Genomic DNA, 23639 nt, shown 5'->3' with positions numbered 1-23639 from the left:
GCGAAAGTGGGATGGCTCCGAGACTACTTGGCGACGTTGGCATCGAAAAAATGGCTCCGGCGCGACACTAGGGCCAAACTTGAAGAAGGGGAGTCGGGCTGTGATACCCTGGGCTCGCATGCCCGAAGATGACTCGAAGGGCGGTTCGAGGCCGCGCAAAGCGCATCTGCGGACCAAGCCCCTGGTCGACAACAATCAATTTCGCGAGGCGCTCCAAGCCGAGCTGCGCAAGCATTCGCGGCCCGTGCTCATGGTGGTGGCCGGGCCCGAGGTCGGCATGCGGCTTCGGCTGGACCGCTCGGTGGAGGTTGGGCGCGATCCTTCCGCGAGCCTTCCGCTGCGCGATGAAAGCGTCTCGTGGCGGCACGTCCGTTTCGAAGATCGCGGCGCGGGCGAATGGGCCGTGGTCGATCTTTCGAGCACGAACGGCACGTTGCTCAATGGCGAACGGGTGTCGGACTCGCGTCTGAAGCCGGGCGATCGCATCGTCCTCGGCAAGACGATTCTGGAATTCCAAGAGCAGGACGCCATCCAGCAAGGCTTCAACGCCGAGCTCGAGCGAATGCTGAGCGAAGACGAGTTGAGCGGTCTCTGGGTCAAGCGGCGCTTCGACGCGCAGCTGGCGACGACCGTGGCCGCGGTGGACATCGGAACCGTCGACGTGGTGAGCTGCATCGTGATGGACCTCGACGGGGTGAAGGGCATCAACGACACGCACGGCCATGATATGGGGGCCTTCGTGATTGGCACCTCGGGTCAGGTCATTGGCCGCGTGATCGCCGCGCAGGGATTCGCCACGCGCTTCGGCGGCGACGAATTCGCGGCGGCACTCCCGGGCGTGGCCAAAGACGAGGCGGTGCGCATTGCGGACAACATCCGCGAGGCGATCCGTGCGCACGTGTTCCAACGCAATGGCATCACCGTCCATCCGGGTATCAGCCTCGGCGTCGCCTCGTTGCCGGGCGATGCAACGGATGCCGAAGGTCTCTTTCGCGCTGCCGATCAGGCGATGTACCGCGCCAAGCGTGGAGGAAAGAACCGCGTGGCCATATAAAGCCCTGAATCCATGCTCCGTGTCGAGTGCGAGAAGTGCAAAACGCCGTTCCAGGTCGATGAACGCAGGGTCCCTTCGACGGGGCTTCCCATGCGATGCCCGAAGTGCGGGCACAATTTCATGGTCGAAGGGAAGAAGGCCGCCGCAGCCCGGCTTCGCCGTGCGGGAACGAGCACGCTGATCTTCGGGACGCTCGATGACATTCTGAATCCGCAGAAGCCGTCCCCATCCACGCCGCCACCGTCTCCGTCCACGCCGCCGCCGTCCCCATCGACGCCGCCGCCCCGCTCCACGCCGCCGATCCCGATGCGCTCCACGCCGCCGCTCCCGATGATGGGGATGACGGCGCCCGCCACCGAAGCCGATTCGCCGTTGAAGAAGCGCGCGAACACGATGCCGTACGCGGGTCAGCGCAAGAGGATGCCCTCGCTCAGCGACGAGCCCGTCCTCGAGGTGAAGGAGGCCGACGCCTCGGGCGCCGAAGACGCCGCGCTCCTCGCCGTCGCCGAAGACGAAGCGATCCTCGAAGGTCTCGACTGGAGCGTCGACTCCGCTCCGCCTCCCGAACCGTCGTCCAAAGACACCGCACCGGCGGAAAAGCTCGTCGAAGAGGTTGCACCTCCGCCCCCCGAGTCATCGCCGAAAGAGATCGCACCGGAGGAACCGGTCGAAGAGGTCTCGGCCAAAGAGGAGCCCCAACCCGAGCCCGCGAAATCGGAGTCCGTGTCGGAATCGGAATCCGTGTCGGAGTCGGAATCGGAATCGGAATCCGACTCGGAATCGGAATCCGAGTCGGAATCGGAATCGGAATCGGAATCGGAATCCGAATCCGAGTCGGAATCCGAACCCGAACCCGAGCCCGCGAAAGAGGCCCCGGAAGTCTCCGAGCCCGAGCCGGAGGAGCCCGAGCCCGTTGCGGCGAAAGAGCCCGCGAAACCGGAACCGAGTGTCTCAGTTGCAGTAAAGAAGCCACGCCGGGCACCCGTCTGGGCCATCGGCCTCGTGGCCGTTGCGGGCCTGGCCCTCGAGGCCACGCCCTACGGAGCCTTCGGGCGCATCGCCATCTCCGACAAACTGCACGCGGACGAATACGCGAACCTCCTCGTCGCCTCCGCCGAAAAAACGCGCGTCAGCCTGGGTGCGGACGTCTTCCCGGATGCGAAGGCCGCACTCCAAGCGCTCACCCATGCCCAACAGCAGGCGCCGCGCGCAAAAGGCCTCGCCGAATACGTCCAACTCGCCGACGCCGAAGTACAACTTCGCTTCTCCACCACCGCCGACGTCGACAAAGCCAAGTCCCTTCTCGCCTCGGGCGGTGACGCCTCGGAAGACGCGCTCGCCGTGCGCGGTGAAATGGCCCTGCGCGCGCAAGATGCCCCCGCCGCGCTCGAGGCTTTTACCCGCGCCCTCGCGAAACGTCGAACCGCCCGCGCGCACTTCGGCCTGGCCCGCGCCCACTACCTCGCGAACGATTCCAGCGAGCTCGCCAACGCCATCGACGCCACACTGTCCGCCTCCCCGCGGCACGTTGGCGCTCGCGTCCTTCGCGCCAAGGCCGCGTGGGAACGCCAACACACCGACGCCGCCGTTGCGGAAGATCTCGCCGCCGTTCTCGAAGGCCCGGCCCGTGAGGCCGCATCCCCGCGCGAGCTCGCCGACGCATGGGCACTGCGCGCCATCACCGAGGCGGCCAAAGGAAAAGCCGCCGAGGCGAAGGCCGCCCTCGAGCAAGGTGCGAAGCTCGATCCGAGCGCGGGCGATTTGCTCGTGGCGCAAGGCGAAATCGCGTACGGCGAAGGCAAGCACGCCGAGGCCCTGGCCAGTTTCGAAAGGGCCCTCGAGAGCGAGCCCTCCTCGGCCGCCATCACCGGTGCAGCCAAAGCCAAGCTGTCCCTCGATCGCATCAGCGAGGCGAAGGCGCAGCTCTCGGCCGCCGGCAAAGATTTCCCGAAGGACCTGCGCATTGCGTACTGGCTCGCCCGCAGCGACGAAGCACTCGGCAACCAGGAGGCCGCCGAACGCGAATACCTTCGCGCCATCGGCGCGGCCGATGCCAAATCCAACGACGCGGCCTTGCCCTATGCTGGATTAACCCGGCTTCTCGCGCTCAAAGGCCGCGGCAAGGACGCCGAGGCCAAGCTCGAGGAAGCGCGCGCCAAGCTTCCCAACGTCGGAGCCGTCGAGCGCGGCCTCGCGGAAGGCTATTGGCAGCGTGGCATTGCCCAACGCAAAGCCGGCACCACCGCCGAGTCCATCACCGATCTCAAACGCGCCGTGGAGCTCGATCCTGAGCGCGGCGAGATTTACGCCGACCTGGCCGAGAGCTACGAGGCGCGCAACGATTCGCAGAACGCCTTCATCACGTGGCAGAAGGCCCTGAAGATCAACGACGCGCAGCCTTATTGGAAATACCGATTTGGCCGTCTCCTCCTCGAGCGCGGCACCGTGGGCGACGCTTCGAAGCACCTCGTCTTCGCCGTCGGCGAGGCGAACAAAATGGATCCGGCCCCGCCGTGGTTCGTTCCCGCCCAGCTGGCATGCGCGCAGGCCCTGCAAAAAGCCGGCAAGTTCGCCGACGCCATCGAGCATTACCGGCGTTACCTCGACTTGTCGCCGAAGGCTGCCCCAGAGCGCAAAGACGCCATCCTCGCCCTCTCCGAGTTGGGCGCGCACCCCTAGACTGACGGTTCGCTCTAAAAACGGGCGAGCACGATTCTCGAACAAGAAGAAAGAAACCGCCAGGACCAGGGGCCGCCGGGATCGCCAACTGAACCAACGATAAATTCCCAAAAATTGAGAGTTTATCGTTTGTTCACCTGGCGATCCTGGCGCCTCTCTTTTGGCGTCCTGGCGGTTTCTTCTTCTCTTCGTGACGCTGTTCGAGGATCGCGCTCGCTGATTTTAGCGCTCGCCGTCGAGTGTGCGCGCCATGCGGGCGAAATCGACGACGTCGAGCGTCTCGCCGCGCACATTCAAGTCGATGTTCGACGTTTCGGCGGCGGCGGCGATGCGCTCGCTGCCGAGGGAGCTCCATGCGTTGCGCAGGGTCTTGCGTCGCGCCCCGAACGCGCCTTTGACCAAGGCGCGGAACGTGTTCGTCTCGGCCGCGCGCGGCGGGCGGCATGGCGCGAGCTCCACCACGGTGCTGGTCACCTCGGGGGCCGGAAAGAAGGAGCCACGGCCCACCGCGAGCACCTTCCGCACGTCGAACGCGGCGCGCGTGAACACCGTCAATGCGCCGTACTCTTTGGTGCCCGGCGCCGCGAGCAAGCGATCGGCCACCTCGCGCTGGACCATGAAGACGGCCCGGTCGATGAAGGTCGCGCTCTGCACGGCGCGCTCGATGAGGGCACCCGTGATTTGATACGGCAGATTCCCGCAGAGGACGCGCGGTTCGCCGTCGCTGGCCCGGGCGAAGACGCCTTCGAGATCCACCGTTTTGGCGTCGGCCTCGCGCAGTTCCAGGCTTCCGCGTTCGATGGCCTCGCCGAAGGTGCGCGCGAGCACCGGTACGAGATCGCGGTCGCGCTCGACGGCGACGAGAAGGCGCGCCCGGGCGGCGAGCTCGGAGGTGAGGGCCCCCAGCCCGGCGCCCAATTCCACGACGACGGCGCGTCCAACCTCGGCATCGGGAACCGACGCGCAGGCGATGGACCGAACGGCGTGGGCGTCGACCAGGAAATTCTGTCCAAAGCTCTTCTTCGGTGCGAGCCCCGATTCGCGGAGCAGGGTACGTGAGTCTTTCATCCGGCGATCCGTCGCTCCGTGACCCGCGGACGCACGCCAAGGCGCCGCAGGATCTTCTCCGCGCGTGCCCGTGCGGCGATCGCACGAAGCCACACGGCTTCTTCCACCACCTCGTGCAGGCGTGTCGGTATGCCCTCGCGATCCACGGGCGCCGGCACCGCGCGCTCGAACGGCGGCAGCGACCAGCGCACGTCCACCCGCCGCGCGCGCAGGCGGCGAAGCACGGTGAGGATCTCGCTCGTGGGCGCCGGTGCCGGCGAGAAGACGTAAAGCACGCTCGCCCGGGCCTTCTTGTCATTGAAGATCATATCGAGGGCGCCGGCCATGGTCGCGTGTGTCTTCTCGCGTTCACCCTCGACCCGCGGCGGCACTTCGATGCCGAAGGCCGCGATGTAATGCCGAAGCTGCTGCTCCCGCGTGGTCGGCGCGTGGGGAATGCGCGGCGCGAAGGGGGCGCGTGCACGCAGCGCCTGCGCCCTTGCCGCGAGCAAATCCAGGTTCGACTTGGGGATGTCCTGCAGCCCGCGCGGATCGAGCGGCCGCGCATGCTCGGACACGCGCTGCGCGATTTCCCACTCGTCGAGCTCGCAGCGGTCCACGTCGATCATGCTCGCCGCGCTGGCCAGCGCCGCCGCGATCTTCACCGCGTGGGGCGCGCCGCTGGCCGGCGAAAGCCAGGTCCGCGGGCGCGACGCCAACACCGCGAGGCCCACCCGATCTCCGCGGGCCAGATGACGCGCCGCCAGCGCCGCCACTTCGTCGACCATGTCATCGAGGGGGGCGCGGCCTTCGGGGCCAGCCCAGAGCTCCACCGAGGCATCGAGCACGAGCCACACCACGTCGCGCTCCTCGCGCTCCATGTCGCGCACGATGAGGCGGCCGCGCCGGGCGCTGGCCTTCCATGCGATGCGCTTGAAGGGATCGCCCGGCACGTGGTCTCGCAGCTCGCGGATCTCATCGCCCTCGCCGAGGGCCGGTGCCGCACGCCCCGCCTCGGCCGCGCGCCGGGAGCGTCCGCCGCGCGGTGAAGTGACCAGCGCGTGCAGCGACCGAGGAAACACCTCGATGCCGAATGGATTGGCGAACATGAGCGGCACCTCGTAGAGCGCCTCGCCGCCCGCCGGCGTGCCCCGGACCTCGAGGGCCATGCCGTGCACCCCCCACCGGCCCACGCGTTTCGCGTGGATGGAGACCTTCACCTCGAGCCGCGAGTTTGGCAAAAGGTCCACCGTTTCCGGTTCCACGGTGGCGTCGAGCATGCTCGATGCGATGGCCCGCACCGAGATGCCGCGCATCTCGTCGCTGCTGCGATTGCGAAGCTCCGCGCCGAACGTCACCGTCTCGCCGCGCGCGACCCGCAGAACGCGCTTCGTGGTGCTCCACACCATTTCGAAGCCCGCCGCACGGAGGCGCGTGACGGCCGCGAGCGCAAAGGCGCGCCCAACGGCCACCGCAAGGATCATCGCGCCACCGAACGCGACCACCGCCCCGAGCCGCAGCGCCACGCCCATGGACGCGACCGCCGCGCCGGCAAGGGCTACGTGAAAGGTCGCACGGGTCGGGTGCAGTCGCACTGGGGGGAGGGGTTAGGGGTTAGGGGTTAGGGAGAGAGGGGTGGAGGGTAGCATGCCTGGTTCTTCCCTAACCCCTAACCCCTAGACCCTCCGTCCGGGACACCCTCGCGGCTGTCCCGGACAGGCGATTGCGCCTTGAAGACGCGGGATTTTCCGTGTTTTGGCGGCGGCACGCCGATCGCAATCCGCTCGGGCATGCACGACCGAACTTCGCTTTGGATGCTTGTCATGTGGTTCGCATGCGTCGCGTGCGGCTCCAGCAAAGAAATGCGCGCCTCACCCCCGCGGGACGACGCGGGAGGCGCACCGCTCGCGCTCGCCGTGGAGTCTTCCTCCCCCGTGTCGGGGGCACCAAGTCGCGGGCGCGATCCCGCGGTGCTCGCCCTCGGCATCGCAGGCGAGCGGCTTTGCACGGGTACCGCCCTCGGCTCCAACCTCGTTCTTACGGCCCGCGCCTGCGTCGCCGACCGCGATCCATCGTCCCTCCTTCTTTATGGCGGAGAGGATCCTGCCGCGCAGCAGCTTCTCGCCCGCGGTCGCGAGCTCGTTGTGAACGCGGCGGAAGACGCCAAACTGGCGCTCCTCATCCTGGACCGGGACCTTCCCGATACGACGCCGGTTCCCGTTCGCGAAGAGCCCCCGCAACGCACCGAGCGCATTCGCACCGTGTCGTTTGGCCAGCGTTCGACGAACGAGCCCTTGGTCAAGCTCGCGCGCGAGCACGTCGCCGTGACGGACGTCGTGGAGGATCGCTTTCTCGTGGCGGAGGCCACCTGCCAAGGCGACGCGGGCGGCGTCGCCCTCGACGAGGGCACGGGCGAAGTCGTCGGCATCGTGACGCAGGGCGGCAATCCGTGCGATGCACCCGCCGAATACGCGCGCATCGACATCCAACGCAGCCTGGTCGAAGAGGCCATGGCGCTTGCCAAACAGATGCGCCAAGACGATCTCGACGCCGCCGACGCAGGCCGTCCACGGGCCAAGAGCCCGAAGAAGTCGAGGCCCGGCACCGACGTTGGCCAGCCTTGCCAATCCGCCTTCGAATGCACCACGGGCATGTGCGTCCGCGACGAAGATCAGGCTTATTGCACACGCTCCTGCGGCAGCGGTGACCGCTGCCTCGCGGGTTTTCGTTGCAAAGAAGCAACCAGCGTCAAGGCCTGCATCATGACGCTCTAAACCGCTCGCGCTCGGTGACGCGCCTGGGCATCGCACGTACTGGCCTGCAGCGGTGCGAGCCATCTAGCCGGAGGAGGGGTGCAGTGGTATGGAGGGCCGCCCCCATGGATTTTTCGTTCACCGAACACCACGCGTTGCTTCGCCAATCCGTTCGTGACTTTGCACAATCCGAGGTTCGTCCGCACGCGCGCCAATGGGACAAGGAGGAGCGCTTCCCGCACGAGATCATCCCGAAGCTTGCCGAGATGGGACTCCTGGGGATCCGCATCCCGGAGGAATACGGCGGCTCGGGGATGGACACGGTCAGCTATGCGATTTGCGTCGAGGAGACGGCCAAGATCGACGGCTCGCTCGCATTGACATTGGCCTCGCACAACGGCTTGGGCACCGGCCACATTCTCACCTTCGGAAACGAAGAGCAGAAACGCCGCTACCTGCCAAAGGCCGCCCGCGGCGAGTGGCTCGCGGCCTGGGCCCTGACGGAGCCAGGTAGCGGAAGCGATTCGGCCGCCCTCCGCACGACGGCCCGCCGCGATGGCAACGACTGGGTCATCAACGGCACGAAAATGTTCATCACCCAGGGAAGCGTCGGCGGCTTCTGCGTCGTTCTGGCCCGCACCAATGCGGACGCGCCCAAGCAAAAGGGCATCACGGCCTTCATCGTCGACCGAGACACGAAAGGCTTCTCGGCGTCCAAGCACCTGGAAAAACTCGGCTGCCGCTCCAGCGACACCGTCGAGCTCACCTTCGAAGAAGTGAGGGTGCCCGATACGCAGCGCGTCGGCGAGGTGGACTGCGGCTTCTCCGACACGATGCAGATCCTCGATCGAGGTCGCGTGTCCATTGCAGCCATGGCCCTCGGCTTGGGCTACGGCGCACTCGACATGGCGGTCCACTACGCAAAGGATCGCAAGCAATTCGGCAATCCCATCGCGGACTTCCAGGCGATCAAATGGATGCTCGCCGACAGCAAGACCGAGTTGGACGCGGCCTCACTCCTCACATACCGCGCGGCCTGGCTCGCCGATCAAAAGCGCCCCTACAGCAAAGAGGCCTCCATGGCCAAATTGTTTGCAAGCGAAGCGGCGACACGCGCGTGCAATCGGTCCCTGCAGATCCACGGCGGCTACGGCTACACGCGCGAGTTCGACGTCGAACGCCACCTGCGCGACGCCAAGATCTGCGAGATCGGCGAGGGCACCAGCGAAGTGCAACGCATGGTGATCGCAAAGCATTTGCTCATGTGACGTTCGCCGCCGCGCCCGTCCCTCCATAGACACCCAAGAAGATTTACAGGGAGGCGGGGAGGCGGGGAGATTTTGAGGGTTTTCCTTCGGCCAACGGCGCTGAGAGGAACCCCAAAAAACCTCCCCGTCTCCCCGCCTCCCTGTTCAATTTCTGGGGGCCGCATCAGCGACACTAACAAGCGCGCGCGTGAGGGCTCACACGCGTGTGTCCATGGACGCGATCTCGTTCGCGTCGCGGGGCCGCGATCGTGTCGCGAGTGCGCGATGCACCGCGAGCGCGCGCGTACAGCCCAAGTGAAGTCACAAGTTTTCCACAGTGATTCGGGCTGCTTTTCCACAGCTCGGGCTGATCATCTGTCCATCCGCAACTTGGCCAAGCCCGTCACACTCGTGTGAAACTGGAGCTGAACATGCGGTGATTTATTGACAGCCCTGGCCCCTCTCCATACGGTGGCGTTTGCACGTGGGAAGAAGTGGCAAGAAGTGCCAAATCTTTCCCTTCCTCTCTCTCCGTGGGTGATTCGTTGAGGCGCGACGCCGGATGTTTCGCGGTCGTTATGAGCACAGCATCGACGCGAAGGGCCGCACCAGCCTTCCGGCTCGGTACCGCGATCACCTTGCTGCGCTCGGGGAGCGACGCATCGTGCTGACCAGCGCGCTCGATCCGTGCCTCGTCGCGTACGCGATGCCGGAGTGGACGGCGTTCGAGGAGAAGCTCGCGAAGCTCCCGCAGTTCGACCGCGCCGTTCAGAAGTTGAAGCGCATTTACGTTTCCGGTGCCGTCGAGTGCGAGGTCGACGATTCGGGTCGCATCCTCGTGCCGCCCACCTTGCGCGAGCACGCCTCGCTGCAGAAAGAAGTGCTCTGGGCAGGTTCCGGTAAGTACGCGGAACTTTGGGACAAGGCGCTGTGGAAGCAGCACTTCGACACCACCGAAGACGAGCGGCGCGACATCAGCGCACGGCTCGCGGAGCTCGGACTATGAGCGGCCCCGCGCGCGCTGGCGCTGGCATCGAGCCGAGCGATCCGCAACTTTCCCTCCCGGGCCTCGTCGAAGGCAACGTCGAGTGGGTCTGGGCCGAGGACGAAGGAGAGGTCAACGTCGTGGAACACTTCGTCCATGCCACCGTCATGAAGGACGAAGTGGCGCAGGTTCTCGCCCCGCGTGACGGCGGCGTCTACGTCGACGTGACCCTCGGGGGCGGCGGCCACGCCGAGGCCATCCTGGAGAGCGCCCCCGGCGCCCGGGTCATCGGCTTCGATCGCGATCCCGAAGCGATCCGTGCCACCGAGACGCGCCTCGAGCGGTTCGAGGACCGCATCGAGATCGTGCGTTCCAACTTCGGGCGCGTGCGCGAGGAGCTCACCGCCATGGGCCTCGCCAAGGTGGACGGCCTCTGCGCCGACCTGGGGGTAAGCTCGCCCCAGCTCGACGACCCGCTGCGCGGCATGAGTTTCCGCGCCGAGGGCCCGCTGGACATGCGGATGGATCCGGAGGACGCCGAAACGGCGCTGGATCTCATCACCCGCCTCAAGGACGACGAGCTCGCGGACATCATCTACCGCTACGGCGACGAACGCCGCTCGCGTCGGATCGCGCGCAGCATCAAGCGCGCCCTCGACGAGGGCGATCTCGCGACCACGCTCGATCTTCGCCGCGCCATCGTGCGTGCGGTCGGTCCGGTGCGCGTGGGCGGGGTCGATCCGGCGACGCGCACCTTCCAAGCGCTCCGCATCGCCGTGAACCGCGAGCTCGAGGAGCTCTCGATTCTGCTGGCCGCGCTGCAGGACGTCATCGTTCCCGGGGGCGTGGCGGCCGTCATCAGCTTCCACTCGCTCGAGGACCGTCTCGTCAAGAAGACGTTCGCCGACCGCGAAGTCTGGCAGCCCATTTGGAAGAAGCCGCTCATGGCCAGCGAGGAGGAGCGCGCCGCCAACCCGCGTGCCCGCAGCGCCAAGTTGCGCGCGGCCCGCCGCATTCCTCAAGAGGAGAGCGTGCGGTGAATTTCCGGGGGCTGCTTCAAAGCTGGGGCAAAGCCCGCTCGGGGACGCCGCGGCAGCGGGCGGCCGTCTTCGTCACGGTGTGGACCCTGGCCATCGTGGCCACCGTGCTCGCGTTCGTGCTGCACCTCGCCCTGCGCGGCCGCACCGTCGCCCTGGGCTACGAGCTCGGGCGGGCGCGGGCCGAGCAGGCGCGCCTGCGCGAAGTCAAGCGCGTCCTCGAGGTGGAGGCGGCCAGCTACAAGACTCCCGAGCGGGTCGACATCGTCGCGCGCACCCTGCTCGGCATGGAGCCGCCCACGCCCGACCGCATGATCGTGCTCCCGGCGCTGCAAGACTCGGATCGATCGCCGCCTCGCGCGCCGGAGAATGCCGACGCTGGCTCCGCAACGGTGGCGGCCACCCCATGAAGAACCTCGATCCGTCGCGGGCCCGCTGGATTCGGCTGCGGATGGGGATCCTCGTCGGCGTGATGAGCCTCGCCCTCGGCGGCCTCGTGGCCGGCGCGTACCGGGTCCAAGTCGAAGACGGCCCATTGTGGAAGGACATGGCCGAAAAGCAGCGGCAGCGGCGCCTTCACATCGAGCCCAAGCGCGGCACGATCTACGACCGAAACGGCACCGCCCTCGCCGTCAGCGTCGAGGTGCCGAGCCTCAGCGCCGATGTGGGCGAGATGCTCCGCGGCATCGAGGCCCCCGATGCGCAAGACGCCATCTTGCGCGACGTCGCCACGCGCCTGTCCCCGGGCCTCAACATGAAGGGCGACGAGCTTTATGCGAAGCTCTCGGCCAAAAAGCGTTTCGTCTGGATCAAGCGCCGCATCACCGGCGACGAGGCCCTCTTCGTGCGCGAACTCAGCGACGCGAAGAAACAGCCGCACCCGATCAAGGGCCTCAACGTCGAGGGCGAAGGTCACCGCTACTACCCGGGTCGCGAGCTCGCCGGGCCCGTGCTCGGATTCGTCGCGCCCGACGGGCAGGGCAAGGACGGCCTCGAGTTGAGCATGGACGAGGAGCTGCGCGGCCGGGTCGAAGAGGTCAGCGGCCTCCGCGATCGCACGGGCCGGCTCATTTTCTCGAACGGCAACACCCAAGGGGACGCGCTCACGGGGCGCGATATCCACCTGACCATCGACGAGGGCATCCAGCACGTTGCCGAGCGCGAACTCAATGCCGCGCAGCGCACGTACGAGGCCAAGGGCGGGGCGCTCGTCGTCGTGGATCCCAACACGGGAGAGATCCTCGCGCTGGCCTCCAGCCCCGGCTACAACCCGAACGACTACGGCGAGTCCGAGGTCGATGCGCGGCGCGATCGGGCCGTGACGGACCGATTCGAGCCCGGCTCCGTCATGAAGGTGTTCACCTTCGCTGGCGCACTTGCCGCGGGCACGCTCAAGCCCACCGAGTCGATCTTCTGCGAGCACGGGAGCTACACCATCGCGGGGGCCGTCATCCGCGACACCCACTTGAACGACTGGCTCACCCCCACGCAGATCCTCGCGCGCAGCTCCAATATCGGCGCCCTGAAGATCGGCCTCAACCTGGGCGAGGCGGGCCTTTACTCGACGTTTCGTCGCTTTGGCTTCGGCGAGCCCACGGGATTGCCGCTGCCCGGTGAGGCCTCCGGTGTGCTTCGTCCGCGCGGTCGGGCGTGGTTCGAAGTCGATACGGCGTATGCCTCCTTCGGGCAGGGCGTGAGCACCACCACCGTGCAGCTGGCCATGGCCATGGCCGCGATTGCGAACGGAGGGCGCCTGCTCGAGCCGGTGCTCGTCCGTAAAGTGATGGATTCCCGCGGCGAGCTGGTGCGTGAAGGCGTCACCCACGTGCGGCGCGAAGTGATACCTCCCGGGACGGCGCGCATGGTGACCGAGATGCTCACGGCTGTGACGGAAGACGGCGGAACCGCCCTCGAGGCGAGTATCCCTGGATTCCGCGTGGCCGGAAAAACCGGTACGGCGCAGAAAGCCGACACGAAGACCGGGAAAATGTCGAACGAGTTGTTCACGTCGTCCTTCGTGGGCTTCGTGCCGGCCGAACGCCCGCGGTTGGTCATTGCCGTGATGCTCGACGAACCGGTCATCGGCCACGCGGCCGGTTCGATTGCCGGTCCGGTCTTCCGCCGAACGGCCGAAGCAACGCTACGCTACTTGGGAGTGACCCCCAACGCCGCCACCGCCAAGCTTTCCAACGTGACCCGCGAGGGAGATCCGGCCGATAGCTTCATCGCCTCGATGAAGCCGCCCCAGGTTTCCCCTCCCGATCCCGCTCCCGCTCCCGACGGGATCGCGCAGAATCGGGAGCGGGAGGGGGAGCGGGAACAGCAGCCCATGATCGGCCCCCCGCAGGAGCCCGTGCGCGTGCCCGACACCAATGGCCTTGCCGCGCGCGATGCCGTCAAAAGCATTCTCGCGGCGGGCCTCGTTCCGCAGATCGAGGGCTACGGTCGTCTGGTGCGCCAGAGTCCCACCGCCGGAAGCTCCGCGGCCAAAGGAAGCGCCGTCCGCCTGGTCTTCGAGCCCTCGTCATGATGCCGCCGGAAGGACTCCGGCTCGTCGACATGGTGCGCGAAATTCCCGGCCAGGTCGATATCGTGGGCGACCCCGAGGTGCGCGTGCATGGTGTGCACCACGACTCGCGCCGCGTCGAACCGGGGGATCTCTTCGTCGCCCGCCACGGGGCCAACACCGATGGCACCCGCTTCATCCCGCAGGCGGAAGAACGGGGCGCCGCGGCCATCATGGTCGAGCGCGGCCACATCGACGCCGACGCGGGCGCCATCGCCAATGTCCCGCACATCATCGTGGACGATGCCGCCGATGCCCTCGCGTTTGCGTCCGCCGCCGTCTACGGCCACCCCACCTTCACCCTGGACGTCATCGGAATCACCGGCACCAACGGCAAAACCACCACGAGCCACCTGGTGCGTGCCGCCGTTGACGGCGCACTGGCCCGCGAGCGTGAGGGCGCACCCGCGTGCGGCATGATTGGCACCGTCGGTCACATCTTCGGCAACACGAAGATCGTCGCCGAGCACACCACGCCGGAAGCCGACGAAATCGCGCGCGTCATGAACCACATGCGCCAGCTTGGCGCGACCCACGTGGCCATGGAGGTCTCCTCCATTGCGCTCGAGTTGGGGCGGGTGCGGGCGGTGCGCTTTCGGGTGGCCGCCTTCACCAATTTTACGCAAGATCACCTCGACTTTCACGGTTCGATGGAGGCCTACGCCGCCGCCAAGGAGCGGCTCTTCTTCGACATGGGACCCGGGAGCTCCGTCATCCACATCGACGATCCCCTCGGCCGCCGCATCGCCGAGCGCGTGCGCGCGCCCTTGATCCGCGTGAGCGCCCGCACCGGTACGCCGCCCGAAGAGGCGGAAATCGCCCCGCTTCAGGCCACCCTCGATGCGCGCGGCATCGACGCCACCTTGCGCACCCCCAAGGGCACGCATCGGGTGCGCTCGCGCCTCATCGGCCGTCACAACCTGGAAAATATCGTCGTCGCGGTGGGCGTGGCTTGCGCGCTCGACCTCGAGCTCGGTCGTGCCTGCGCGGCCATCGGCGAGGAATCGGGCGTCTCCGGCCGCCTCGAGCGGTGCGACGTCGAGGACGACGACGTCATCGTGCTCGTCGACTACGCGCACACCCCCGATGCCCTGGCCCGCGTCCTCGAGAGCGTGCGCAAGGTCAGCTCCGACGGGTCGCGTCTCGTCTGCATTTTCGGCTGCGGCGGCGACCGCGATCCCAAAAAACGCGGGCCCATGGGCCAAGCCGTCGCCGAAGGCGCCGACCTCGGCATCATCACCAGCGACAACCCTCGCACCGAGGACCCTGCGGAAATCGCGCGCCCCGTCGAAGAGGCCATGCGCGCGGCGGGCGCCTCGTACGTCGTCGAGCTGGATCGCGCCCGCGCCATCCGCGACACCATCCTCGGCGCGCGCCCGGGCGACATCATCGTCGTCGCCGGGAAAGGCCACGAGGACTACCAGATCATCGGCACGGAAAAGCGCCCCTTCGACGACCGCGTCGAGTCGCGCAACGCCCTCGCCGAGCGTCGTGCCCAGCGCCCGAAACAGGGACGAGGCTGACCCATGTCGACGCCCATCCCCAAAAACCGGGTCCAGCGCACGAGCGGCGAGATTGCCCGCATCACGGGCGGCACACTGGTCCGAGGCAAGCCCGAACGGTTACACACTGGTCTCACCACCAACAGCCGCGAGGCCACGCCCGGCTGCGTCTTCGTCGCCTTGCGCGGTGAGAACTTCGATGGCCACGCCTTCGTTCTCGCCGCGGCCCGCGCCGGTGCTTCCCTCATGCTCATCGAGCGCGGTCGCTCGCACGATCTGCCGGCCGACCCCGAGTCCGATCCCGAGGACTGTGCCCCGCATGTCGTCGAGGTCGATGACACCCTCGTCGCGTGGGGTGCGCTCGCACGCGATCACCTCGCACGATGGCGCGCCAAGACGCCGCAGGGCCGCGTCGTGGCCATCACCGGTAGCGCCGGAAAAACGACGACCAAGTCGTTCGCCTCCGCCCTCCTCGCCGAGGTGGACGCGACGCACGCCACCCTGGGCAACTTGAACAACCGGGTCGGCGTCCCCGCGATGATCTTCGCCCTCGAGCCGCACCACCGCTTCGTCGTGCTCGAAATGGGCACCAATATGCCCGGCGAGATCGCCACCTTGGCCAGCATCGCCGTGCCCGATGCGGCCATCATCACCAACATCGGCCTCGCCCACGCCGAGCGGCTCGGCGGAACGCGCGCGGGGGTCGGCGTGGAAAAGGGCTCCCTCTTCGCGGCGCTTCCCGAATCGGGGTGCGCGGTCGTCAACGCGGACGACGACGAGATCGCGCGCCAGCTTCCCCGCACGGTCGCACGCCACACCGTCTCGTTCGGCCGCGCGTCCGGCGCCGCCTACCGCCTCCTGTCGCGCGCCGGCAACAAGGTCGTCTTCTCGCGGGCCAAGAGCGAGATCACCCTGGACCTGCCTCTCGCGGGCGAGGCCGCGGCCGTCGACTTCCTCGCGGCCCTTGCCGCCACCGAGTTTGCCATTGACCGAGCGCTTTCACTCGAAGAACTCGCCCGCGGCCTCGCGCGCGTCGCCCTTCCCGAGGGCCGCGCGCAGATCCACACGCTGTCGTGGGGCATCACCGTCATCGACGACAGTTACAACGCCAACCCCTCGAGCATGTCCGCCGCCATCGAGCTCGCCGTGGAACTCGCAGCGCCCTCGAAACGCCGCATCGTCGCGGTTCTCGGGGAGATGCGCGAGCTCGGCCCGGCCGAGGCCGAAGCCCATGCTGCGCTGGGGGACGAGCTTGCACGCGCCCGCGTGGACACGGTCATCGGATGCGGCGGCTCGGCCATCTGGACCACGCTCTCGCAGGCGGCCCGCGGCGGCGTGCGCACCATCCCGGCGGAGACCACCAGCGAGGCGGCCGATGCGGCCTGCGCGGAGGTTCGCCCCGGCGACGTCGTCCTCGTCAAAGGCTCCCGCGGCGTACAGACCGAGCGCGTGGCCATTGCACTTCTCGCCCGCGACAGTAGCCGGACCAGCAGCCCCCAGAGAACACCCAGGTGATCCTCGAATTTCTCTTTCCTCTCCGGCACGACGCGAGCTGGCTCTCCTGGCTCAACGTTCTTCGCTACGTACCGTTTCGCATCATCGCCGCCGCTGCGTCGGCCATGTTCATCTCGTTCTTTCTCTCGCCGTGGTTCATCCGCGAACTGCAGCGCAAGCAGATCGGCCAGGTCGTTCGCGTCGACGGCCCTGCGAGCCATCACATCAAGTCCGGCACCCCCACCATGGGCGGCGCCCTCATTCTTCTGTCGGTGCTCCTGCCCACCATTCTCTGGTGCGACCTGAGCAACGTCTTCGTCTGGGCCACCACCGCCGTCACCGCCGGCTACGGCGTCATCGGCTACCTGGACGACTACCTCAAGATCAAGGCGAAGAATTCCCGCGGCGTTCCTGGCCGGTACAAGCTTTTGGGCCAGTTCCTCATCGCCGGGGCGGTCATCATTTATGTCTTCTTCGCCGAGCGCCACGTGCCCCAGGATTGGTGGGAGATCCGCACGCGCTTGGCCATCCCGTTCGTGGCCTTCGCCAAACACCCCGTCGAGCTACCGGTGGCCATCTACATCGCGTTTGCGGTGTTGGTCGTCGTGGCCATGTCCAACGCCGTCAACCTCACCGACGGCCTCGATGGACTGGCCATCGGCCCGGTCATCATCAACGGTGCCACGTACCTGCTCTGGTGCTACCTGGCCGGTGCCACCTTCGGCATCGCCAACGTATCGCAGCGCTTCATCGTCGCGCGCTACCTGGACATCCCCGGCATCGCCAGCGTGGGCGAGCTCTCCGTCTTTTGCGGCGCCGTCGTGGGCGCTGGCATTGGATTCCTTTGGTACAATACGTACCCCGCACAAGTGTTCATGGGCGACGTCGGATCGCTGGCCTTGGGCGGCGGCCTGGGCATGTGCGCCGTCTTCACGAAGAACGAGCTGCTCTCGATCATCCTCGGGGGAATCTTCTTTTTGGAGGCAGTCAGCGTCATTGTGCAAGTTTTGAGCTTTCGCCTCACTGGAAAGCGCATTTTCTTGATGGCCCCGATCCACCACCATTACGAGAAGAAGGGCTGGCCAGAGCCCAAGATCATCGTGCGGTTCTGGATCATCAGCATTTTGCTCGCGCTTATTTCGCTTTCTAGCCTGAAGTTGCGATAACTAGCCGGTGCTCGACCTGACCGGAAAGCATGTCGCCGTGCTGGGCCTCGGCCTGAGTGGCTGCGCCGCCGCACGCCTTTGTCTTGCGCGCGGGGCAGGGGTCACCGCCGTGGACGCCAAACCGTGGGAGGCCCTGTCCGAGGACGCGCGAAAGCTGAAGGACAGCGGCGTGCGCATTCTGGCGGGTGCGCACCCGGCGGAGGCCATCCAGCATGCCGATCTGGTGGTGACGTCGCCCGGTTTTCCGTCGTTTCCCGAGTTGGACGCGGCCATCGCGGCCGGGGTGCGGGTCATCGGTGAGGTGGAGCTGTCCGTGCAGGCCCTTCCGCCGCGCGTTCCCGTGGTGGCGGTGGGCGGCACCAATGGCAAAAGCACCACCACGGCCCTGATTGGCGCCATTTTCGAGCAGCACGGCACCCGCGCCTTCGTGGGCGGCAACTTCGGCGAGCCGCTGAGCGACTACGTGGACGACGCCTTCGACATTGCGGTGCTCGAGGTGTCCAGCTTCCAAATGGAGCGCTTGGAGACGTTCAAGCCCAAGGTGTCCATTCTGCTCAACGTCACGCCGGATCACCTCGATCGGTATCCCTCGTTCGAGGATTACGCCCACGCCAAGGGCAATGCCTTCGTGCGGCAGACCAAGGACGACGTGGCGGTCATCCCATTCCGCGACGACATTTGCTGGCACGAAGCGCGCCGGGGCGACGGTATCGTGCGCACCTTCGGTCCGGGCGGGGACGTCGACGTCACGCCCAACACGATCATCGAACGCACCTACGGCCACGTCTACCCGCGCTCGGAAATCGCGCTGGTCGGCAGCCACAATGCCAACAACATCGCGGCCGCCATCGCCGCCGTGCGCGCGTTCAGCGTCCCCGCGCAGAGCATCCGCGACACCTTGGCGAAGTTCACCGGCCTTCCGCACCGCACCGCGTTCGTCACCGAGATCGGCGGTGTGCGCTTCTACGACGACTCCAAGGGTACCAACGTGGGCGCCTCCGTCACCGCCTTGCGCGGATTGCCCGAGTCCAAGGTCGTTCTCGTCGCAGGCGGGCGTGAGAAGGGCGGCAGCTACGATCCGCTCGTGTCCGTGCTTCGCTCCAAGGGCCGCGGGGTCGTCGTTCTGGGCGAAGCCGCGGAGACCATCTCCAACGCCGTTGGAAACGCGCTGCCGGTGCGCCGCATCGCCACGGCGCCGTCGCTCGAGGCGACGATGGACGCCGTCGTGCGTGCCGCCTTCGAGCTCGCACAGCCGGGCGACGCCGTGCTCCTTTCGCCGGCGTGCTCCAGCCTGGACATGTTCCGCGACTACAAGCACCGGGGGGACGAGTTCGTGGCCGCCGTCAACCGCCTGTCTCCGTCTCGAGGAGTGCCCACGCCATGAGGATCGAAGCCGGCGCCATGCGCAGCTCGGTTGCGCCCCCTCCCAACCTGCGCACGCGCATTCAAGTGCAACTCGCCGCGCCGCTCGATGCGACGCCGAACGCCATCAAAGCGGCCGGTCCCATGGATCCCGTGCTGGCCGCCATCGTCGTCGCCCTCATCGGCTTCGGCGTGGTCATGGTGTACAGCGCGTCGGCCGTCGAGGCGACGGTGCGGTACAAGAACCCGCAGTTCTTCCTGACGCGGCAAGGCCTCTACTCGCTGGCGGCCCTCGGTGTGCTCTTCGTTACGAGCCGCATCGATTATCACCGCCTCTACAAGCTGACCTACCCCGTGCTCGCGGGCGTCGGCATCCTGCTCACGATGTGCGTCGTCGGCCTCGGTCACAACGCCGGTGGTGCGGCGCGGTGGCTCGCGGTCGGGCCCATCCACGTGCAGCCCGTCGAGATGGCGAAGCTCGCCATCGTCGCCTGGCTCGCCTATTCCCTCGCAAAAAAGGCCGATCGCGTGAAGACGTTCACCGTCGGCTTTCTGCCCCATCTCATCATTTCCGGGGTCTTCATCGTTTTGTGCATCAAGCAGCCGGACTTCGGCAGCGCCGTCGAGCTCCTGTTTTTGACCTTCACCTTGCTCTTCGTGGCCGGCGCCAAGGTCGGCTACATCATGGGCGGCACCATTCTGGGCAGCATGTTCGCGGTCATCGCCGTTCGATTCAGCGAATACCGCTACCTGCGCTACCTGGCGTGGGAAAACATGGAGCAGTACAAGCAAACCCTGGCCTACCAGCCGTGGCAGTCGGTCATGGCGTTCGGCTCCGGCCAAGTGTGGGGGCTCGGCCTCGGTCGAGGGCTTCAGACCTTGTACCTGCCGGAGGCCCATACCGACTTCGTCTCGGCCATCATTGGCGAGGAATTCGGCTTCATCGGCATCGCCGGGCTGTGCGGCGCGTACCTTCTCCTGGTCTTGCGGGGTATTCGCGCCTCCTTGCGGGCGCCCGACGATTACGGCAGCTACCTGGCGTTCGGTATTGCGACGATGTTTGGCATCCAGGCGCTCCTGAACCTTTCGGTGGCGCTCGCCATTCTTCCAACCAAGGGGCTGACGTTGCCCTTCGTGAGCTTTGGTGGCTCGTCGCTCTTGGTGAACGCCGCCGCTGCAGGCATCCTGCTGAGCGTGTCGCGACAAGGTGGAGCCGATGGCAGCAGGTGAGACGACGAAATCAGGAATCGTAATTGCAGGAGGCGGTACAGGAGGGCACGTGTTCCCCGCGCTGGCCATTGCGGCGGCGGCGAGCGAGCTCGCGGAGGTGGAGGTCACCTTCGTGGGCACCGCCAAGGGGCTCGAATCGCGCATCACGCTGCCGCCGGGCCACCGGCTCGAGCTGCTCGATGTTCTGCCCATCAAGGGCGGCGGCGTCTGGCGCGCCATGCGCGGAAGCGGCGTCGCCGCCGTGGCCACGGTGCGTGCGGTCTCGCTGCTCCGCCGCGTGCGCCCGCGCGTGGTGCTGAGCGTGGGCGGCTATGCCTCGGGCCCCGTGGCCATGGCCGCCGCAATGCTGGGCATTCCGCTGGCCATTTTCGAGCCGAACGCCGCCATGGGCCTGGCCAACAAGGTGGCCGCGCCGTTCGCGCAGCGCGCCTATCTCGCGCTGGTGGAGTCGGAGGGCGGTCTGCCGAAGATTCCGCCCACCGTGCGCGCCTCCAGCGTGCGCATCCTCGGTGTGCCCTTGCGCCAAGGTTTCCGCGGTGCCCCGTACCGGGCGTCGTCCTCGGCGCGCGTTCTCGTGCTGGGCGGAAGCCAGGGCGCGGCCCCGCTCAACGAGCGCGTGCCGGAGGCCATGGGCCGGCTGGTCAAAGAGTTCCCGCAGCTCGAAATCGTGCACCAGTCGGGCCGCGACCGCGAGCTCGTGGTGCGCAATGCCTATGAGCGCGAAAAGGTCGACCGCGTCACGGTCGTGCCCTTCATCGACGACGTGGCCGAGGCCATCGCCGGCGCCGATCTGGTGATTGCGCGCGCCGGAGCGGGCACCGTCGCGGAAATCTCGGCCATCGGGCGCGCGGCGATCCTCATCCCGTTCCCCTTCGCGGCCGACGACCATCAGGCCAAAAATGCCGCCGTCCTCGCCGGCGCCGGCGGGTGTCTCGCCATTCGCCAAGAGGCGGCCGACGGCACGCGCCTCGCTTCCGAGGTCGGGCGCCTGCTTCGCGACGATGCGACGCGCACCCGCATGGCGGAAGCCGCACGCGCCTTCGGGCGCCCCGATTCCGCACGCCTGGTCGCCGAGGATCTCCTCCGCCTGGGACGATGGCACGTCGAGGCCAACGCACCGCCGGTGCCCAAGGCCGTCACCAACGGCGTTTCCCGCACCACCAATGGCTCCGGCAACTACCGCCGCATCCCGGAGACGCATTGATGTTCCGCGGTCGCGTACGGCGCGTTCACTTCGTGGGCATCGGCGGCATCGGCATGAGTGGCCTCGCCGAGATTCTCCGAACCATGGAGTTCGAGGTCTCGGGCTCGGATCGCAAGCCGAACGAGATCACGCATCGCCTCGAGAGCATGGGCGTCACCTTTCGCGAGGGGCACGCCCCGGAGTACGTCGAAGGGGCCGACGTGGTCGTGCACTCCAGTGCGATCCAGTGGGACAATCCCGAGCTGACACGCGCCCGGGCCCTGGAGATCCCCATCATTTCGCGCGGTGAGCTTCTCGCCGAGTTGATGCGCGTGAAGTACACCGTGGCCATTGCGGGCTCGCACGGAAAGACCACCACGACGTCGCTGGTGGCCACCGTGCTGCGTGCGGCGGGGCTCGATCCGACCGTGGTGGTCGGAGGCAAGGTGAATGCGCTTGGCTCGAATGCGCGTCTCGGTGCGGGCGACTTGTTCGTCGCCGAGGCCGACGAAAGCGATGGCTCGTTCTTGCGGCTCACCCCGACCATCGCCGTGGTGACGAACATCGATCCCGAGCACCTCGACCACTACGGCACGTTCGAGAACTTGAAAGCGGCCTTCGTCGAGTACGCGAACCGCACGCCGTTTTATGGCCTCTCGGTGCTCTGCCTCGATCACCCGCACGTGCAGGAGCTGCTCCCGCGCATCTCGCGCCGCCACGTCACCTACGGCGTCTCGCGCCAGGCCGACTACCGTGCGAGCAACCTGCGCTTCGAGGGGCTTGCGACCCGCTTCGATTGCCAGCGGCGCGGGCAGAGCCTGGGCGAGTTCACCGTGCGCATGCCCGGCGCCCACAACGTGCTCAACGCCTTGGGCGTCATTGCCGTGGCGGACGAGCTGGAGATCCCGCTGGACGTCACGCGCGATGCGATCGCGTCCTTCCACGGCGTCCAGCGTCGCTTCACCGTCATCGGCGAGCCGGCGCTCGAGAAGGGCGGCCGCCGCGGTGACGTTCTGATCATCGACGACTACGGCCACCACCCGGCGGAAATCGAGGCCACCCTCGATGCCGCGCAGCGCGGATTCGACGATCGCCGCGTCGTCGTCGCCTTCCAGCCGCACCGCTACACGCGCACGCACGCGCTGTTCGAGGAGTTCACCCGCGCCTTCAACAAGGCCGACCTGCTCGTCGTCACCGAGGTGTACCCCGCGGGCGAGCAGCCCATCGAGGGCGCGACCGGAGAGTCGCTTGCCCACGCCATCCGCGCCCACGGCCACCACGCCGTGCGCTACGTGCCGGACAAGAAGCAAATCGCCGCCGAGCTGCTCGATCTGGTCGAGCCCGGCGATCTGGTCATTGCTCTGGGCGCGGGCGACATCAACGCCAGCGCCCGCGAGCTGCACGCGGCTCTTTCCAAAGGAGGCGGATGAGCGGGGTCAATCCCACGAACCGCCGCGTTGCCAAGCCGCAGCCTCCTCCCGACGTTATGGAGCTCGCGGATGCGGGCGACGACTATCTTCCCGATCCCGCTCCCGATGACCTTTCGGGAGCGGGAGCGGGAGCGGGACGACGCCCGCGCGGGCCTTTGTTCCGTGCGCTGCAGGCCCTCTCCGGCATGGCGCTGGTCGGCGGCGTGTCGGTGTCCGTGGCCTATGCTGCTCGCGAGTACGTTACCCACAGCCCGCGTTTTGCGGTGACCGACATCGAGATCGTCGGCGCCAAGTCCCGCACCCCCGAGACCGTGGCCGCCGAAGCGGGCGTGGCCAAAGGTCAGAACGTCTTCTCCGTGGACCTCGACGAGGCGCGCACCAAGTTGTCGCAGGATCCCTGGGTGCGCGAAGCCACCTTGGCGCGGCGCCTCCCCGGCACCGTGGTCATCCAGATTGCCGAACGCGAGGCCGTGGCGCTCGTCGCCTTGGGCGACCTGTACCTGAGCACGCGCAGCGGCGAGATCTTCAAGCGCATCGAGCCGGGCGATCCGAGCGATCTCCCGATCATCACCGGCATCACCCCCGAGGCCGTTGCCGAGGACCGCGAGGGGGTGGCCCAATCGATCCGGCGCGCGCTCGACCTCGCGGGTGACTACGAGCACGGGCCCCTCGCGCAACGGGCCCGTCTGCAGGAGATCCATCTGGCGCGCGATGGGTCCACGACGCTGATCGTCGGCAAAAATGCCCTGCAACTGAATCTGGGCGACCCCCCGTTCCGTCGCAAACTCGATCAAGCGGTGCGCGTTCTCGCCGAGCTCGATCGGCGCGGGGCCAAGGCCGACGCCATCATGCTCGACAACGACGCCCGGCCCGAACGCGTGGTGGTTCGTATGCGCTAGTGATA

The 23639-nt window shown here is 67.3% G+C and carries 18 protein-coding genes; 16 read left to right on the top strand and 2 right to left on the bottom strand.

The window, feature by feature from the left end; translation table 11 throughout:
- Positions 1-100 precede the first annotated feature (100 nt).
- Together LZC95_39385 and LZC95_39380 are read left to right on the top strand one after the other, a co-directional pair.
- Positions 101-1054, top strand: coding sequence for a GGDEF domain-containing protein (locus tag LZC95_39385; protein ID WXA92501.1), 954 nt, complete (start codon positions 101-103; stop codon positions 1052-1054).
- Positions 1055-1144: 90 nt separating this feature from the next.
- A complete protein-coding gene (locus tag LZC95_39380) occupies positions 1145-3733 on the top strand; it encodes a tetratricopeptide repeat protein (GenBank protein ID WXA92500.1) in 2589 nt (862 codons plus the stop codon).
- Between the two features lie 222 nt (positions 3734-3955).
- Here the strand turns inward: LZC95_39380 and rsmA are convergent, their stop codons facing one another.
- Together rsmA and LZC95_39370 are read right to left on the bottom strand one after the other, a co-directional pair.
- The gene (gene rsmA / locus LZC95_39375) at positions 3956-4801 is read right to left on the bottom strand and encodes a 16S rRNA (adenine(1518)-N(6)/adenine(1519)-N(6))-dimethyltransferase RsmA (GenBank protein ID WXA92499.1); all 846 of its coding nucleotides are present in this window, start codon (positions 4799-4801) and stop codon (positions 3956-3958) included.
- The gene (locus LZC95_39370; GenBank protein WXA92498.1) at positions 4798-6375 is read right to left on the bottom strand and encodes a DUF58 domain-containing protein; all 1578 of its coding nucleotides are present in this window, start codon (positions 6373-6375) and stop codon (positions 4798-4800) included. Before LZC95_39370 ends, rsmA begins: the two co-directional genes overlap by 4 nt.
- Positions 6376-6603: 228 nt before the next feature.
- Between LZC95_39370 and LZC95_39365 the strand changes: the two genes are divergently transcribed.
- The 14 genes from LZC95_39365 (at position 6604) to LZC95_39300 (ending at position 23634) form a co-directional block, all read left to right on the top strand.
- Positions 6604-7554, top strand: a complete 951-nt coding sequence (locus tag LZC95_39365; protein ID WXA92497.1) for a S1 family peptidase — start codon at positions 6604-6606, stop codon at positions 7552-7554.
- A gap of 104 nt (positions 7555-7658) precedes the next feature.
- A complete protein-coding gene (locus tag LZC95_39360; protein ID WXA92496.1) occupies positions 7659-8801 on the top strand; it encodes an acyl-CoA dehydrogenase family protein in 1143 nt (380 codons plus the stop codon).
- Between the two features lie 541 nt (positions 8802-9342).
- The gene (gene mraZ / locus LZC95_39355) at positions 9343-9786 is read left to right on the top strand and encodes a division/cell wall cluster transcriptional repressor MraZ (GenBank protein WXA92495.1); all 444 of its coding nucleotides are present in this window, start codon (positions 9343-9345) and stop codon (positions 9784-9786) included.
- 146 nt (positions 9787-9932) lie between these two features.
- The gene (gene rsmH / locus LZC95_39350; protein ID WXB00257.1) at positions 9933-10805 is read left to right on the top strand and encodes a 16S rRNA (cytosine(1402)-N(4))-methyltransferase RsmH; all 873 of its coding nucleotides are present in this window, start codon (positions 9933-9935) and stop codon (positions 10803-10805) included.
- Entirely contained in the window at positions 10802-11212 is a 411-nt protein-coding gene (locus tag LZC95_39345) for a cell division protein FtsL (GenBank protein WXA92494.1), read from the top strand. The genes rsmH and LZC95_39345 overlap by 4 nt, the downstream gene beginning before the upstream one ends.
- Complete coding sequence (locus LZC95_39340; GenBank protein WXA92493.1) at positions 11209-13332, top strand: peptidoglycan glycosyltransferase; 2124 nt, start codon at positions 11209-11211, stop codon at positions 13330-13332. Before LZC95_39345 ends, LZC95_39340 begins: the two co-directional genes overlap by 4 nt.
- Positions 13329-14891 carry a UDP-N-acetylmuramoyl-L-alanyl-D-glutamate--2,6-diaminopimelate ligase gene (locus tag LZC95_39335; GenBank protein ID WXA92492.1) on the top strand — a complete coding sequence of 521 codons (1563 nt, stop codon included), beginning with the start codon at positions 13329-13331 and terminating at the stop codon, positions 14889-14891. The genes LZC95_39340 and LZC95_39335 overlap by 4 nt, the downstream gene beginning before the upstream one ends.
- A gap of 3 nt (positions 14892-14894) precedes the next feature.
- Positions 14895-16385, top strand: coding sequence for a UDP-N-acetylmuramoyl-tripeptide--D-alanyl-D-alanine ligase (locus tag LZC95_39330; GenBank protein ID WXA92491.1), 1491 nt, complete (start codon positions 14895-14897; stop codon positions 16383-16385).
- The gene (mraY, locus tag LZC95_39325) at positions 16382-17530 is read left to right on the top strand and encodes a phospho-N-acetylmuramoyl-pentapeptide-transferase (protein WXA92490.1); all 1149 of its coding nucleotides are present in this window, start codon (positions 16382-16384) and stop codon (positions 17528-17530) included. Before LZC95_39330 ends, mraY begins: the two co-directional genes overlap by 4 nt.
- 7 nt (positions 17531-17537) lie before the next feature.
- On the top strand, positions 17538-18914 hold the full coding sequence (gene murD, locus LZC95_39320) for a UDP-N-acetylmuramoyl-L-alanine--D-glutamate ligase (protein ID WXA92489.1): 1377 nt from the start codon (positions 17538-17540) through the stop codon (positions 18912-18914).
- Entirely contained in the window at positions 18911-20122 is a 1212-nt protein-coding gene (gene ftsW / locus LZC95_39315) for a putative lipid II flippase FtsW (GenBank protein ID WXA92488.1), read from the top strand. Before murD ends, ftsW begins: the two co-directional genes overlap by 4 nt.
- 49 nt (positions 20123-20171) lie before the next feature.
- Positions 20172-21326 carry a UDP-N-acetylglucosamine--N-acetylmuramyl-(pentapeptide) pyrophosphoryl-undecaprenol N-acetylglucosamine transferase gene (locus LZC95_39310; GenBank protein ID WXA92487.1) on the top strand — a complete coding sequence of 385 codons (1155 nt, stop codon included), beginning with the start codon at positions 20172-20174 and terminating at the stop codon, positions 21324-21326.
- Positions 21326-22735, top strand: coding sequence for a UDP-N-acetylmuramate--L-alanine ligase (gene murC / locus LZC95_39305; protein WXA92486.1), 1410 nt, complete (start codon positions 21326-21328; stop codon positions 22733-22735). Before LZC95_39310 ends, murC begins: the two co-directional genes overlap by 1 nt.
- A complete protein-coding gene (locus LZC95_39300; GenBank protein ID WXA92485.1) occupies positions 22732-23634 on the top strand; it encodes an FtsQ-type POTRA domain-containing protein in 903 nt (300 codons plus the stop codon). Before murC ends, LZC95_39300 begins: the two co-directional genes overlap by 4 nt.
- Positions 23635-23639: the final 5 nt, after the last annotated feature.

Source organism: Sorangiineae bacterium MSr12523 (assembly GCA_037157775.1).
In the GTDB taxonomy this organism is placed as follows: Bacteria; Myxococcota_A; Polyangia; order Polyangiales; family Polyangiaceae; genus Pendulispora; species Pendulispora brunnea.
Note: the sequence above shows the minus strand (reverse complement) of the source record. Positions and strands in the feature narration are given on the sequence as shown.

What these genes read in the sequence shown, in the direction of transcription:
- LZC95_39340 (WXA92493.1), top strand. Translation starts at nt 11,209, where the DNA reads ATGAAGAACCTCGATCCGTCGCGGGCCCGCTGGATTCGGCTGCGGATG.
- LZC95_39365 (WXA92497.1), top strand. Translation starts at nt 6,604, where the DNA reads ATGTGGTTCGCATGCGTCGCGTGCGGCTCCAGCAAAGAAATGCGCGCC.
- LZC95_39300 (WXA92485.1), top strand. Translation starts at nt 22,732, where the DNA reads ATGAGCGGGGTCAATCCCACGAACCGCCGCGTTGCCAAGCCGCAGCCT.
- LZC95_39360 (WXA92496.1), top strand. Translation starts at nt 7,659, where the DNA reads ATGGATTTTTCGTTCACCGAACACCACGCGTTGCTTCGCCAATCCGTT.
- LZC95_39330 (WXA92491.1), top strand. Translation starts at nt 14,895, where the DNA reads ATGTCGACGCCCATCCCCAAAAACCGGGTCCAGCGCACGAGCGGCGAG.
- rsmA (WXA92499.1), bottom strand. Translation starts at nt 4,801, where the DNA reads ATGAAAGACTCACGTACCCTGCTCCGCGAATCGGGGCTCGCACCGAAG.
- ftsW (WXA92488.1), top strand. Translation starts at nt 18,911, where the DNA reads ATGAGGATCGAAGCCGGCGCCATGCGCAGCTCGGTTGCGCCCCCTCCC.
- murC (WXA92486.1), top strand. Translation starts at nt 21,326, where the DNA reads ATGTTCCGCGGTCGCGTACGGCGCGTTCACTTCGTGGGCATCGGCGGC.
- LZC95_39380 (WXA92500.1), top strand. Translation starts at nt 1,145, where the DNA reads ATGCGATGCCCGAAGTGCGGGCACAATTTCATGGTCGAAGGGAAGAAG.
- LZC95_39335 (WXA92492.1), top strand. Translation starts at nt 13,329, where the DNA reads ATGATGCCGCCGGAAGGACTCCGGCTCGTCGACATGGTGCGCGAAATT.
- rsmH (WXB00257.1), top strand. Translation starts at nt 9,933, where the DNA reads ATGAAGGACGAAGTGGCGCAGGTTCTCGCCCCGCGTGACGGCGGCGTC.
- mraZ (WXA92495.1), top strand. Translation starts at nt 9,343, where the DNA reads ATGTTTCGCGGTCGTTATGAGCACAGCATCGACGCGAAGGGCCGCACC.